This is a genomic window from Sphingomonas eleionomae (assembly GCF_049889035.1).
Lineage (GTDB): Bacteria > Pseudomonadota > Alphaproteobacteria > Sphingomonadales > Sphingomonadaceae > Sphingomonas.
On sequence record NZ_JBLTWP010000003.1, the window covers coordinates 560,346 to 572,694 of the forward strand.

Genomic DNA, 12,349 nt, shown 5'->3' on the forward strand with positions numbered 1-12,349 from the left:
CATGGGCATGGCCTGCCCCTGGTGGGCGCCGCCCGTGCTGGCGGTCCAGTTCCTGACCCGTATCCCGGTGCCCGGCACCGACCGGCTGACCGGGGATCAGGTGGCGGTCGGGCTGGTCCGGGCGGTCGGCTGGTTTCCACTGGTCGGCGCGCTGATCGGCGTGATGACGGCGGCCATCGCCATCGCCGCCGACAGCCTGTGGCCCGCACCGGTGGCCGTCGCACTGGCGCTGATCGTCGAGGCGCGGGTGACCGGCGCGTTTCACGAGGACGCGGTGGCCGATTTCTGCGATGCCTTTGGCGGCGGCACGACGGACGAGGACATCCGCCGGATCATGAAGGACAGCCGCATCGGCAGCTATGGCGCGGTCGGCCTGATCCTGGCGATCGGTGTGCGCGCCGTCCTGATGCTCGCCGCGCTGCAGGGCATGACGCCCGCGCTTGCGGCAGCGGTCATCGTTGCGGCGGCTGGGTTCGGGCGGCTGGTGGTCGTCATGCTGATGGCGATGATCGCCCCGGCGCCGGGCGGCACCGGCCTTGCCAAGGATGTGGCGTCCGGGGTGGGCGTGCCCATTCTGCTGACCGCGCTGGTCACGGCGATCCCCGGGCTTGCCGCGCTGGTCCTGTGGATGCCAGGGCAATTTCTGGCGGCCGTTGCGACGGCTGGGCTGTTCCTCACCTGGTTCCGCGCGCTGCTGCTGCGCCGGATCGGCGGCAGTACGGGCGATTGCCTGGGCTTTGCCGCCTATGCCGGGCAGCTGATCCTGTTGCTGGCGGCGACGGCGGGTTGAGCGCGGAGGTCCTTCTGGTCCGACACACCGCCGTGGCGCTGGCATGGCGCGGGCGATGCTATGGCGCCAGCGACGTTCCGCTGAGCCGACAGGGCAGGGCGGATACCATTGCGCTGGCGGCGGTGCTTGCTGAACGAAATCCCGTTTGGGTGGTGCATAGCGGGCTGGCCCGGACGCGGATCCTTGCCGAGCGGATCGCGCGAGCCTGTGGCTGTCCGACCGGGGAGGATCGGGGCTGGCGCGAACGCGATTTCGGCAGCTGGGAGGGGCAGCGATGGACCGCCATCTATCGCGCGACCGGCAATGCCATGGACGGCATGATCGACACGCCCGACAGTTTTCGCCCAGGCGGCGGGGAAACGACGTTCGAACTGGCCGACCGGGTGGCCCTTGCCCGGCAGCGACTGCCCGGCGGGCGGGGGATCGTCGTCACCCATGGCGGACCCATCGCGGCCCTGATCGGCCGCGACCGGGGCGCACTGGCCACCGACTGGCCCGCGCTGGTCCCGCCTTGCGGCGGATCGGTCGTCATGCCGGGGGAGTGGCGCGCCCGGCAGGATTCGAACCTGCGGCCCCAAGCTTAGAAGGCTCGTGCTCTATCCAACTGAGCTACGGGCGCGTGCTGGGCGCGATAGCGCGGATTGCGCGGGCAGGAAACCGTTCGCATAACGGGGGCATGAGCATGGGGTCAGAATCAGTTCCGCGTCACGTCGCGGCGGGCGCGGTATCGAGCGGGCAGTTCCGCTATTTCGATTTCGTGATGGCCGCGTTCTGCGTCGTCCTGGTGCTGTCCAACGTCATCGGCGCGGCAAAGCTGGCGCAGCTGGGCGGGTTCGTGTTCGGGGCCGGCATCCTGTTTTTTCCGGTGAGCTATGTGCTGGGCGACGTGCTGACCGAGGTGTATGGCTATGCCCGTGCGCGCCGCTGCATCTGGGCCGGGTTTGCGGCGCTGGTGTTCATGGCGGTGATGAGCTGGGTTGTCGTCAGCCTGCCGCCCGCTGACGGGTGGGAGGGGCAGGCGGCCTATGAGGCCGTGTTCGGACAGGTGTGGCGCATCGTTATCGCGTCCATCACCGCGTTCTGGGCGGGCGAGTTCGTCAATTCCTTTGTCCTCGCCAAGATGAAGCTTGCCACCGGTGGCAAGTATCTGTGGACGCGGACCATCGGATCGACCGTGGTGGGACAGGGCGTCGACAGCCTGATCTTCTATCCGATCGCGTTCCTTGGCATCTGGTCCAACGAACAGGTGCTGACGGTGATGGTCACCAACTGGGCGCTGAAAGTGGCGTGGGAAGCGGCGCTGACCCCGGTGACCTATCTGGTGGTCGGCAAGCTGAAACAGGCCGAGGGGGTCGACCTGTTCGATCAGGATACGAACTTCACGCCGTTCAGCGCCAGGGTATAGTCCGGGACCGCTGGCGCTCGCGGCCGGGACGAACGGCCTGCCGAATCAGAACCAGGCCTTGTCCCCCCGAACATATTTACGCTGCCAGTCGTCCTCTGAAATCGCCAGATAGATGATGAATTCGATGAACGCGATCAGCGAGACGGCAATGCCAGGCACGACCAGCAGCCAGCCGATGGTGCCGCACAACAGCATGATGACGCCGGTGCCGATCCGGCCGAGATAGAATTTGTGGGCGCCGAAAATGCCGAGGAAAAAGGCGAGGATCGCGGCGATATATTTGTTCTTCTCGCCCGCCAGCAGATTGTCCGACGCGATGGCAAAGATCGAATGCGCCATGCCGTCGGCGATTTCGAAATCCACCGTCTGGCCGTTCACCGGATGCGCCTGCATCCGCCACTGGGACGGGACGAACCGATAGCGCACGCCATCGTCGCCGCTGATGAACCCTTCGCCCCGGTCATAATCGAACGCCAGTATCTTGCCGCGCATCGCCGCCGCCTCCCGTTGATCGACCAGCATTGTTGCCGGTTCAGGTGTGTTAGTCAAGTAAAGCGGCCTGGCCAGGCCAGTCAGAGCGTCGGTCGCCAGTCCCAGCCGAGCGGATCGCCGTCCATCACCTCGATCCCGGCGGCGGTCAGTTCGTCGCGGATCGCATCGGAGCGGGCGAAGTCCTTCGCCGCGCGGGCTTCCTTGCGGTCGGTCAGCCGCGCCTCGATCTCCACTTCGGTCAACGTGGCGCTGGCAGGCCGGACGCGCAGCGCCTTCCGGCTGAGGGTCGCAAGCCCAAGGCCGAGCACCGCATCGAACGCGGCCAGCGTCGCCAGCCGGTCGGGCGCGGACAGCCGCTTGTCGGCCAGTATTTCGTCCAGCACCGGCAGCGCACGGGGCGTGTTGAGGTCGTCGCTCAGCGCCTCGTCCAGCCGGTCGAGATAGGCGCCGGCCACCGTGCCGTCGCCGGTATTCTCCAGCTTTCGCACGGTCATCACCAGCCGCTTCAGCCGGGTCTGCGCCGCCAGCACCTGTTCCGCGCCGAACTCTAGCTCGCTGCGATAATGGGCGCTGAGGCACATCAGGCGATAGGATAGCGGGTGAACCCCCGCCGCCTTCAGCGCCTCCAGAGTCGCGACCGACCCCTTGGACTTGGACAGCTTGCCCGTGCGGTCGACGAGGAAGTTGTTGTGCATCCAGAAGCGCGCGCCGGTGAACCCGGCGGCAACCCCCTCTGGCGCGGTGCAGCCGCAGAATGCCTGGTTCTGCGCGATCTCGTTCGGATGGTGGATTTCGCGGTGGTCGATGCCGCCGGTGTGGATATCGAACGGAAAGCCAAGATATTTGCCGCTCATCACCGAACATTCGAGGTGCCAGCCCGGGGCGCCGCGGCCCCAGGGGCTGTCCCATTCCATCTGGCGCGTCTCGCCGGGCGGCGTCTTGCGCCAGATGGCGAAATCCTGCGGATGCCGTTTGCCCGATACGGGGTCGATGCGGCTTTCCCCGGCATCGTCCTGTCCCCCGGCCAACCGTCCATAGTCCGGCACGGTGGAGCTGTCGAAATACAGGCCGCTGTCGATTTCGTAGCAATGGGCCGGTGCGATCCGTGCGGCGAAATCGATCATCTCGCCGATATGATCCGTCGCGACCGACCAGACGGATGGATCGCCGATGTTGAGATCGCTGAGGTTCCCCTTGAACACCGCGGTGTAATGCGCCGCGATGTCCCAGGCGGATTGCCCGCGCTTTTTTGCCGCCGCCTCCATCTTGTCATCGCCCGCATCGGCATCGCTGGTCAGATGGCCGACATCGGTGATGTTGATGACATGGGTCAGCGGATAGCCCTTCCACCGCAGGACGCGCGCCAGGGTGTCGGTGAACACATAGGCGCGCAGGTTGCCCAGATGCGGATCGGAATAGACGGTCGGCCCGCAGCTATAGACGCGCACGCCCTTGTCCGCATCCAGCGGGGCAAAATCCTCGACCATGCGGGTCAGCGAATTGTAGAGGCGAAGCGTGGTCATGGTGCGGGGCGTTTAGCGAAGGGCAGGCGGGCGAGCCAGCCCCGATCCTTGAGCACGCGCATCGCCGCATTATGGCCCGGCGCGCCGGTCACGCCGCCGCCGGGATGGGTGCCCGATCCGCACAGATACAGGCCGGGGATCGCGCCGCGATATTCCGCCTCGCCCAGAAAAGGCCGCGCGGCCCAGAGCTGATCCAGGCTCATTCGGCCGTGGAAAATGTCGCCGCCGATCAGGCCGAACGTGCGTTCCAGGTCCAGCGGCGAATGGATCTGGGTGGCGACGATCAGCTTGCGAAAGCCCGGTGCGAACCGCTCCACGGTGTCCAGCACCGCATCGGCGGCCGCGTCCCGGCAATCGTCCCAGCTTTTGCCATCGGGCAGGACCGGCGCGAATTGCTGACAGAACAGGCTGGCGACGTGCGCGCCTGGCGGGGCCAGGCTGTCGTCCAGCATCGACGGGATCAGCATTTCCACGATCGGTTCGCGCGACCAGCCATGGGCGCGGGCATCGTCGAACGCCCGCTGCATATAACCAAGCGAGGGCGCCATGATGATCCCCGCGCCCAGATGCGGCCCCGGATCGGGCAGCGCGGCAAAGCGGGGCAGGGCGGACAGGGCGACGTTCATGCGAAACGTGCCCGACCCGGCGCGATAGGCGTGCGACCGGGCCAGTGCATCGGCCGGCAGATCGGCGGGATCGAACAGGCGTTCGTACAGCAGTTTCGGCCCGACATTCGCGATGATGCGGGGTGCGCGCAGTTCCTCGCCGCCGATCAGGCGAACGCCGGTCGCCCGGCCGCGATCGTCGATCAACACGCGCTCGACCGCCGCATCGGTGCGGATCGTCGCTCCGGCAGCGACCGCCGCCCGTGCCATCGCCTGCGTGATCGCGCCCATTCCGCCAATCGCGTGCCCCCACAGGCCGCGCTTGCCGTTCACCTCTCCAAACACATGGTGGAGCAGGACATAGGCGGAACCGGGCGTGTCCGGCCCGGTATAATTGCCAACCACGGCATCGAATCCGAACAGCGCGCGCACCGGATCGCTTTCGAACCATGGGTCCAGAAATTCGCTGGCCGACAAGGTGAAGATGCGCAGCAATTCGCGCTGCACCGCGATGGGCAGGCGGGCGACCTGACGCGACTGGCCAAGCGCGGCCAATATCGCACCCGCGCCGCCGCCGACATTGGGCGGCTGTTTCAGCGCCAGATCGCGCAGCACATCGGCAATCCGTTCCAGCATCGCGGAATAGGCGGGCAGGCGGTCAGCATCACGGGCCGAGAATTTCGCGAACTGGGCGGTCATGTCCGCCTGTCCGCCGGCCAGCAGATGGCGGCCATCGGGCAGGGGCAGGAAATTGCCCACTGGCCGTTCAACAATGGTCAGGCCATGGGCGTGGAGCGCCATGTCGCGGATCACGCGCGGCTGAAGCAGGCTGACGGTATAGCTGGCGGTGGAATTGCGGAAACCGGGCGCAAAGGTTTCGGTTACCGCGGCCCCGCCCACGATCTCGCGCGCCTCCAGCACTAGCGGTTTCAGCCCCGCGCGCGCCAGATAGAAGGCGCAGACAAGGCCGTTATGCCCGCCCCCGATGATGATGGCGTCATGGGTGGCGACGGGGGACATTCGATCCTTCAGGCAAGCTGGATGACGGACCGTTCCTTCATCGACCGATAGATCGCTTCGATCAAGCGGATGTCGCGCAGCCCCTCTTCGCCCGGCACGATCGGCGTCCTGCCGGTGCTGGCACACAGAGCGAGATGGTCGAGCATCGCCACGAACTGTTCATCGCCGGTGCTGCGCAGATCGACCGGGCTGACCCGTCCGTCGCGGCTGACCCGCATGGCATGGCCGCCGTAGAAGGTTGCCGGTTCCAGTTCCAGCCACCCCCGGGTGCCCACCGCGCGATAGCGGCCATGACCAGAGCTTTAGGACGACAGGCAGTTGGCAACGACGCCCGAGGGGAATTGCAGCATGAACGATACCCGGTCCTCCACCTCCGCAAAACGGGGGTCGGTCCGGTCCGTGGTTTCGAACGCGGACAGGGCCACCGGTTCCTCCCCGGTCAGATAGCGCGCAGCGTTCAGGGAATAGATGCCGATGTCCATCATCGACCCGCCCCCGGCCTTTGCCTTTTCCAGTCGCCACTGGTTGGGGCCGATGGAAAAGCCGGTTTCGACCTGAAGCGTGCTCAGCGGGCCGTCATGCCCCTGCCGCACCCAGTCGATCGCCCGGCGGTTATAGGGTTCGAAATGGCAGCGATATCCGATCATCAGGTGCCGGTCCGCCGCCTTTGCCGCGTCGATCATCGCCTGACATTCCGCCGGGTTCATCGCCATCGGCTTTTCGCAAAGCACGTGCTTTCCTGCGTTTAGCGCGCGGATCGAATATTCGGCATGAAGAAAAACGGGCAGGACGACATAGACGATGTCGATATCCGGGTTGTCGCGGATGCGGTCGAAATCGGCATAGCTGTAGCGGTGGGTTTTCGGCACGTCATAGTCCGCGCCATATTTGTCCAGCTTAGCCGGGGTTCCGCTGACCAGCGCCGCGATGCGGCTATGCTGACACAGCTTCATGCGGGGCATGATCTGCGCGGTTGCATAGCTGCCCAGACCGACAATGGCATAGCCCAGCTTGCGCACCGGACCGGCGGCGCCGAGGCGGGCGGGCAGGGCGGTGGCGATTGCGCCCATGCCGATGCCGTGCAAGACCGCGCGGCGATCCTTCTGTGCCTCCATCATCCCCTCCATCCGCAATTGACCATCACGGGATAGGGAAAAGCGGGGCGATCAGAAACCCTTAATCCGGCAACGCATCCTGTGCCGTCAGCCGGTATCCGACGCCCGGTTCGTTGACGATCAGCGCGGGGCGGGCGGGATCCGCCTCGAGCTTCTGGCGCAACGCGCGCACGACGATGCGCAGATATTCGACATCGCCGGCATGGGCCGAACCCCAGACATTGGTCAGCAATTCGCGGTGGCTGATCACCCGGTCGGGGTACCGGGCCAGTTCGGCCAGCGTGCCATATTCCTTGGGCGACAGATGCACCTCTGCCCCCTGCCGCGTCACCCGGCGGCGCTCCAGGTCGATGGTGACATGGCCGGCAGTCACCACCGGCTGGCTGCCCGCGGCCCGATGGCGAAGCGCGGTGCGCAGCCGCGCGAGCAGTTCCTCGGTATCAAACGGTTTGGTCAGATAATCGTCCGCGCCCAGATCGAGTGCGGCGACCTTTTCGGCGGTTTCCTCGCGCGCGGAAACGACCAGCAGCGGCGCGGTGGACCGGCCCCGGATCAGCTGGATCAGCTCCAGCCCGTCCCGGTCGGGCAAGCCAAGGTCGAGCAGCACCGCATCGGGCCGCTCGATTTCGACCAGCGACAATCCCTCGCGCGCCGATGCCGCCTCGATCGCGTCATGCCCCGCCCGCGTCAGCGCGGCGCGGAGCAATCGGCGGATATGGGCATCGTCCTCGACGATCAGCACCTTTGCGGCATGGGTCATGCCGCCCGGTTTAGGGCCGGGCATTGCCCGCGTCGAGCGCACGGTTCAGCATCAGCACATTGACCCGCGGCTCGCCGATAAAGCCCAACAGGGGGTGTTCGATCCTGGCGTTCACCAGGGCACGCAACCGGGCCACGCTGGTGCCGCGTGCCTTTGCCACGCGGTCCACCTGCGAAAAGGCCGCCTCGGGGCTGATATGGGGGTCAAGCCCCGAGGCAGAGGCTGTCAACAGGTCGGCGGAGCCAGTCTGACCTGCGGCAGGGCGTGTGGCGCGAACGCGTTCCGCCAGAGCGGCGGAGGTCGGGCCGAGATTGGAGCCGCTGGACGCCATGGCGTCATAGCCATCCGCACCGGCGGCGGACGGGCGGCCATGAAAGTAGCGGTCGGCGGAAAATCGCTGTCCGATCAGGCTGGATCCCACCACCCGGCCGTCCTGCCGGATCAGGCTGCCATTCGCCTGATCGGGAAAAATCAGCTGAGCAACGCCGGTGATCGCCAGCGGATAGGCAAGGCCGGTCAGCGCGGCGAACAACAGGGTCAGGACAAGGGCGGGCCGCAGCGCGGATTTCAGGTCGTTCAACATGACGGGGTTCCCTCAGGCAAGGCCGGTGGAGGAGACGGCAAGGTCGATGAGCTTGATGCCGATGAACGGGGCCACCAGACCGCCCAGGCCATAGACGGCCAGGTTGCGGGCCAGCAGCGGACCGGCCGCCATTGGGCGATAGGTCACGCCCTTCAGCGCCAGCGGCACGAGCAGCGGGATGATGACCGCGTTGAAGATGATCGCGGACAGGATGGCGCTTTCCGGGCTGGCCAGCGCCATCACGTTGAGGACGCCAAGGCCGGGATAGAGCGCGACGAAGATCGCCGGGATGATCGCGAAATACTTCGCCACGTCATTGGCCACGGAAAAGGTGGTCAGCGCGCCGCGCGTCATCAGCAGCTGTTTGCCCAGGCCGACGATCTCGATCAGCTTGGTTGGATCGCTGTCCAGATCGACCATGTTCCCCGCTTCACGCGCGGCCTGCGTGCCGGTGTTCATGGCAACGCCGACATCGGCCTGCGCCAGGGCAGGGGCGTCGTTGGTGCCATCGCCGCACATCGCCACCAGACGGCCGCCCTGCTGTTCCCGCCGGATCAGGGCCAGCTTGTCCTCCGGCGTGGCCTCGGCCAGGAAATCGTCCACCCCGGCCTCTGCGGCGATCGCGGCGGCGGTCAGCGGATTGTCGCCGGTGATCATCACGGTGCGGATGCCCATGCGGCGCAATTCGGCAAAGCGTTCGCGGATGCCGGCCTTGATCACGTCCTTCAGCGCGACTGCGCCCAGAAGGACGCCGTCCTGCGCCACGGCCAGCGGCGTCATGCCGGCGCGGGCGATCTCGTCCGTGATCCGGCGCAGTTCGGTGGCGGCGCTGCCGTGTTTGTCGGTCGGCTGACCGATGGCGGTCAGCACGGAATCGACCGCGCCCTTGCGGATCGTACCGTCCAGCGTCTTGACGCCGGAGATTCGGGTCTGTGCGGTGAAGGGGATAACCTCGCTGCCCGCGGGCAGTTCCTGCACGGTGATGCCATGCTTTTCGCGGGCGAGCGTGACGATCGACCGGCCCTCCGGCGTTTCGTCGGCCAGGCTGGCGAACAGTGCGGCACGGGCCAGGGTATCCACGGTCACGCCGTTCAGGGGGCGGAACTGGCTGGCGGCGCGGTCACCGATGGTGATCGTCCCCGTCTTGTCCAGCAACAGCACGTCGATATCGCCCGCCGCCTCGACCGCGCGGCCCGATTTGGCCAGCACGTTGAACCGGACCAGCCGGTCCATCCCCGCAATGCCGATCGCGGACAAAAGCGCTGCGATCGTGGTGGGGATCAGGGTGATCAGCAATGCGGCCAGCATCGCAACCGGGATCGAGCCGCCTGCATAGCTGGCAAAGCCCGGAATGGTCGCCACGGCGATCAGGAAGATGATGGTGAGGCCGACCAGCAGGATGGTCAGCGCAATCTCGTTCGGAGTCTTCTGCCGCTCCGCCCCTTCGACCAGTGCGATCATGCGGTCGAGAAAGCCCTGGCCCGGCTCCTGCGTCACGCGCACCTTGATCCGGTCGGAAATGACGCGGGTACCCGCGGTCACGGCGCTGCGATCGCCGCCTGCCTCGCGGATCACGGGCGCGCTCTCGCCGGTGATGGCGCTTTCGTTGACCGATGCGACGCCCTCGATCACCTCGCCATCAGCGGGGATCAGGTCGCCGGTTTCGACAAGGACGACATCGCCCAGTTGCAGCAGCGTCGCGCCGACGATTTCATAGGCGTCGGCAACGCCGATGGTGCGTTTGGCGGTCAGTTCCGCCTTGGTCGCGCGCAGCGATGCCGCCTGTGCGCGGCCGCGCCCTTCGGCCAGCGCCTCGGCAAAGGTGCCGAACAGCACCGTCAGCCACAGCCAGACGATCAGCTGCACCTGAAAACCGGTACTGAGCCCCTCGCCGCCGACAAGGGCGAGGATGGTCAGCAGCAGCGCGACGATGGCGGTCGTGAACAGAACCGGGTTGCGGATCAGTTCGCGGGGAGAAAGCTTGCGGAACGCATCGCCGATGGCCGGAACCACAAGCTTTGCAGAAAACATGGATGATGCAGCGGCCATGGATGCCACTCCTGTCAGGAAAGGGTGCCGGACAGCATCGCGAGATGATCCGCGATGGGTCCGAGCGCGAGGCTGGGAAGGAAGGTCAGGCCGCCCAGGATCAGGATGATGCCGACCAGCAGGCCGACCCACAGCGCCCCGGTGGTCGGGAACGATCCGGTGGTTGCCGGGCTGTGCCGCTTGGCCGCCAGGCTACCCGCAATCGCCAGAACGGGGATGATCACGAAAAACCGGCCAAGCCACATGGCAACGCCCAGGAGGCCGTTATACCAGGGCGTACCTGCGGTCAGGCCGGCAAAGGCCGAACCGTTGTTCCCGGTTGCCGAGGTAAAGGCATAGAGGATTTCGGAAAATCCGTGCGGCCCCTTGTTCAACGGTCCGGCCAGGCCCGCCTCGGTCACGGCGGACAGGGCGGTAAAGCCAAGGATGCACAGCGGCAGGACGGCGATGGCCAGCACGGCCAGCTTTACCTCGCGCGCCTCGATCTTCTTGCCGACATATTCCGGCGTCCGCCCGACCATCAGGCCGGCGACGAACACGGCCAGGATGGCGAACAGCAGAAAGCCATAGATGCCCGCTCCGACGCCGCCGACGACAATTTCGCCCAGCTGCATGTTGAACAGCGGGATCATGCCGCCCAGCGGGGTAAAGCTGTCGTGCATCGCGTTGACGGCACCGCAGGATGCGGCCGTGGTAACGACGGCGAACAGCGCCGAGGCGGCAATGCCGAACCGGGTTTCCTTGCCCTCCATATTGCCGCCGGGCACGCCCAGCTGATGCAGCACCGGATTGCCGGCGGCTTCGGCCCAATAGGTGACGGCAGTGCCGGCGACGAACAGTACGGCCATGGCGGACAGGATGGCCCAGCCCTGACGCGTGTCGCCCACCGCCTTGCCAAAGCACCAGGCAAGGCCGACGCCGATCATGAAGATCGAGACAATCTGCACCAGGTTGGTCAGCGCGGTCGGATTTTCGAACGGATGCGCGGAATTGGCGTTGAAGAAGCCGCCACCATTGGTGCCCAGCATCTTGATCGCTTCCTGACTGGCCACGGGGCCGAGCGCGATGGACTGCTTTGCGCCCTCCAGCGTCGTTGCATCGACCATTGCGGACAGGGTCTGCGGCACGCCGCTGAACACCAGGAACAGGGCATAGACGATGCTGATCGGCAGCAGCAGATACAGCGTCACGCGGGTCACATCGGCCCAGAAATTGCCGATCCCCGCCGCCTCGCGCCTCGCAAAGCCGCGGAACAGGGCAAAGGCGATGGCAATGCCGGTGGCCGCGCTGAGGAAGTTGTGCAGCGTCAGGCCCAGCATCTGCGACAGGTTCGACAGGGCGACCTCGCCCGAATACCATTGCCAGTTGGTGTTGGTGGTAAAGCTGATCGCGGCGTTCATCGCGCCGTCCGGCCCGATCGCGGCCAGCCCGCGCGGGTTTAGCGGCAGCACGTCCTGAAGCCGCAGGATGGCATAGAGGAACAGCAGCAGGACAAGGTTGAACAGCACCAGGCTGAGCGCATAGCGGCGCCACCCCATATCCTGCGCCGGATCGATGCCGGCCAGACGGTAAAAACCGGTTTCGACCGGCCCCAGCACGACGTGCAGCGGCGTCCGCCGCCCCTCGTACAGCGCGAACAGCCATTGTCCCATCGGTTTGGCCAGCAAGCCGACAATGACGACAAAGAGCGCGATCAGCGCCCAACCTCCTACGGTCATGGACAAGGGCCCTTTCGTCAGAATTTTTCGGGACGCAGCAGGGCCGCGACCAGATAGGCGAGCAGGCCGAGCGCGGTCAGGCCGGCCAGGATCAGGGGCAGTGTCATCGCATCACCCCCGTTCGGCCAGGCGCACCAGCGCCAGCGTCAAAAGGAACAGCCCGCCCAGAATCGCGAGCCAGGTCACATCGGCCATGGGCCATTCTCCAGCTGTTATCGTCCGCGTCTGGACGATGCCGGCCGGGCAATTAGGGCTGCCGGGCATTAGCGTTCGAGGGCGAAAAGCGGGC

At 66.3% G+C, this 12,349-nt stretch carries 12 protein-coding genes, 1 tRNA gene and 1 pseudogene; 3 read left to right on the top strand and 11 right to left on the bottom strand.

The window, feature by feature from the left end; all coding sequences use genetic code 11:
- Window position 1: 1 nt before the first annotated feature.
- Window positions 2-790, top strand: coding sequence for an adenosylcobinamide-GDP ribazoletransferase (locus ACNI3Q_RS10905; protein WP_426276564.1), 789 nt, complete (start codon window positions 2-4; stop codon window positions 788-790).
- Window positions 787-1,374 carry a histidine phosphatase family protein gene (locus ACNI3Q_RS10910; RefSeq protein WP_426276698.1) on the top strand — a complete coding sequence of 196 codons (588 nt, stop codon included), beginning with the start codon at window positions 787-789 and terminating at the stop codon, window positions 1,372-1,374. Before ACNI3Q_RS10905 ends, ACNI3Q_RS10910 begins: the two co-directional genes overlap by 4 nt.
- Here the strand turns inward: ACNI3Q_RS10910 and ACNI3Q_RS10915 are convergent.
- Window positions 1,333-1,409, bottom strand: a tRNA-Arg gene (locus ACNI3Q_RS10915). The two genes, ACNI3Q_RS10910 and ACNI3Q_RS10915, sit on opposite strands and share 42 nt — an antisense overlap.
- A 63-nt stretch (window positions 1,410-1,472) precedes the next feature.
- On the opposite strand from ACNI3Q_RS10915, the gene ACNI3Q_RS10920 reads away from it, so the two are divergent.
- Entirely contained in the window at window positions 1,473-2,195 is a 723-nt protein-coding gene (locus ACNI3Q_RS10920) for a queuosine precursor transporter (protein WP_426276566.1), read from the top strand.
- A gap of 45 nt (window positions 2,196-2,240) precedes the next feature.
- Here the strand turns inward: ACNI3Q_RS10920 and ACNI3Q_RS10925 are convergent, their stop codons facing one another.
- The 10 genes and pseudogenes from ACNI3Q_RS10925 to ACNI3Q_RS10970 form a co-directional block, all read right to left on the bottom strand.
- Window positions 2,241-2,717, bottom strand: a complete 477-nt coding sequence (locus ACNI3Q_RS10925) for a TM2 domain-containing protein (protein ID WP_426276568.1) — start codon at window positions 2,715-2,717, stop codon at window positions 2,241-2,243.
- A gap of 50 nt (window positions 2,718-2,767) precedes the next feature.
- Window positions 2,768-4,210 (bottom strand): cysteine--tRNA ligase, encoded by a 1,443-nt coding sequence (cysS, locus tag ACNI3Q_RS10930; protein ID WP_426276570.1) that lies wholly within the window; start codon window positions 4,208-4,210, stop codon window positions 2,768-2,770.
- Complete coding sequence (locus ACNI3Q_RS10935; RefSeq protein WP_426276572.1) at window positions 4,207-5,835, bottom strand: phytoene desaturase family protein; 1,629 nt, start codon at window positions 5,833-5,835, stop codon at window positions 4,207-4,209. Before ACNI3Q_RS10935 ends, cysS begins: the two co-directional genes overlap by 4 nt.
- A gap of 8 nt (window positions 5,836-5,843) precedes the next feature.
- A pseudogene (locus tag ACNI3Q_RS10940) lies at window positions 5,844-6,962 on the bottom strand (Gfo/Idh/MocA family protein).
- 49 nt (window positions 6,963-7,011) lie between these two features.
- Complete coding sequence (locus tag ACNI3Q_RS10945; protein WP_426276574.1) at window positions 7,012-7,710, bottom strand: response regulator; 699 nt, start codon at window positions 7,708-7,710, stop codon at window positions 7,012-7,014.
- Window positions 7,711-7,720: 10 nt separating this feature from the next.
- Window positions 7,721-8,293 (bottom strand): potassium-transporting ATPase subunit KdpC, encoded by a 573-nt coding sequence (kdpC, locus tag ACNI3Q_RS10950; RefSeq protein WP_426276576.1) that lies wholly within the window; start codon window positions 8,291-8,293, stop codon window positions 7,721-7,723.
- Between the two features lie 12 nt (window positions 8,294-8,305).
- Window positions 8,306-10,342: a potassium-transporting ATPase subunit KdpB gene (gene kdpB, locus ACNI3Q_RS10955; RefSeq protein WP_426276578.1), complete on the bottom strand. Its 2,037-nt coding sequence runs from the start codon at window positions 10,340-10,342 to the stop codon at window positions 8,306-8,308.
- A 14-nt stretch (window positions 10,343-10,356) separates the two neighbouring features.
- The gene (gene kdpA / locus ACNI3Q_RS10960; RefSeq protein WP_426276580.1) at window positions 10,357-12,060 is read right to left on the bottom strand and encodes a potassium-transporting ATPase subunit KdpA; all 1,704 of its coding nucleotides are present in this window, start codon (window positions 12,058-12,060) and stop codon (window positions 10,357-10,359) included.
- A gap of 17 nt (window positions 12,061-12,077) precedes the next feature.
- A complete protein-coding gene (kdpF, locus tag ACNI3Q_RS10965; protein WP_008994571.1) occupies window positions 12,078-12,167 on the bottom strand; it encodes a K(+)-transporting ATPase subunit F in 90 nt (29 codons plus the stop codon).
- Between the two features lie 4 nt (window positions 12,168-12,171).
- Window positions 12,172-12,324, bottom strand: a complete 153-nt coding sequence (locus ACNI3Q_RS10970; protein ID WP_426276583.1) for a hypothetical protein — start codon at window positions 12,322-12,324, stop codon at window positions 12,172-12,174.
- Window positions 12,325-12,349 lie beyond the last annotated feature (25 nt).

Coding starts and splice junctions, on each gene's coding strand:
- ACNI3Q_RS10905 (WP_426276564.1), top strand. CDS start 2: ATGGGCATGGCCTGCCCCTGGTGGGCGCCGCCCGTGCTGGCGGTCCAG.
- ACNI3Q_RS10920 (WP_426276566.1), top strand. CDS start 1,473: ATGGGGTCAGAATCAGTTCCGCGTCACGTCGCGGCGGGCGCGGTATCG.
- ACNI3Q_RS10925 (WP_426276568.1), bottom strand. CDS start 2,717: ATGCTGGTCGATCAACGGGAGGCGGCGGCGATGCGCGGCAAGATACTG.
- cysS (WP_426276570.1), bottom strand. CDS start 4,210: ATGACCACGCTTCGCCTCTACAATTCGCTGACCCGCATGGTCGAGGAT.
- ACNI3Q_RS10935 (WP_426276572.1), bottom strand. CDS start 5,835: ATGTCCCCCGTCGCCACCCATGACGCCATCATCATCGGGGGCGGGCAT.
- ACNI3Q_RS10945 (WP_426276574.1), bottom strand. CDS start 7,710: ATGACCCATGCCGCAAAGGTGCTGATCGTCGAGGACGATGCCCATATC.
- kdpC (WP_426276576.1), bottom strand. CDS start 8,293: ATGTTGAACGACCTGAAATCCGCGCTGCGGCCCGCCCTTGTCCTGACC.
- kdpB (WP_426276578.1), bottom strand. CDS start 10,342: ATGGCCGCTGCATCATCCATGTTTTCTGCAAAGCTTGTGGTTCCGGCC.
- kdpA (WP_426276580.1), bottom strand. CDS start 12,060: ATGACCGTAGGAGGTTGGGCGCTGATCGCGCTCTTTGTCGTCATTGTC.
- kdpF (WP_008994571.1), bottom strand. CDS start 12,167: ATGACACTGCCCCTGATCCTGGCCGGCCTGACCGCGCTCGGCCTGCTC.
- ACNI3Q_RS10970 (WP_426276583.1), bottom strand. CDS start 12,324: ATGCCCGGCAGCCCTAATTGCCCGGCCGGCATCGTCCAGACGCGGACG.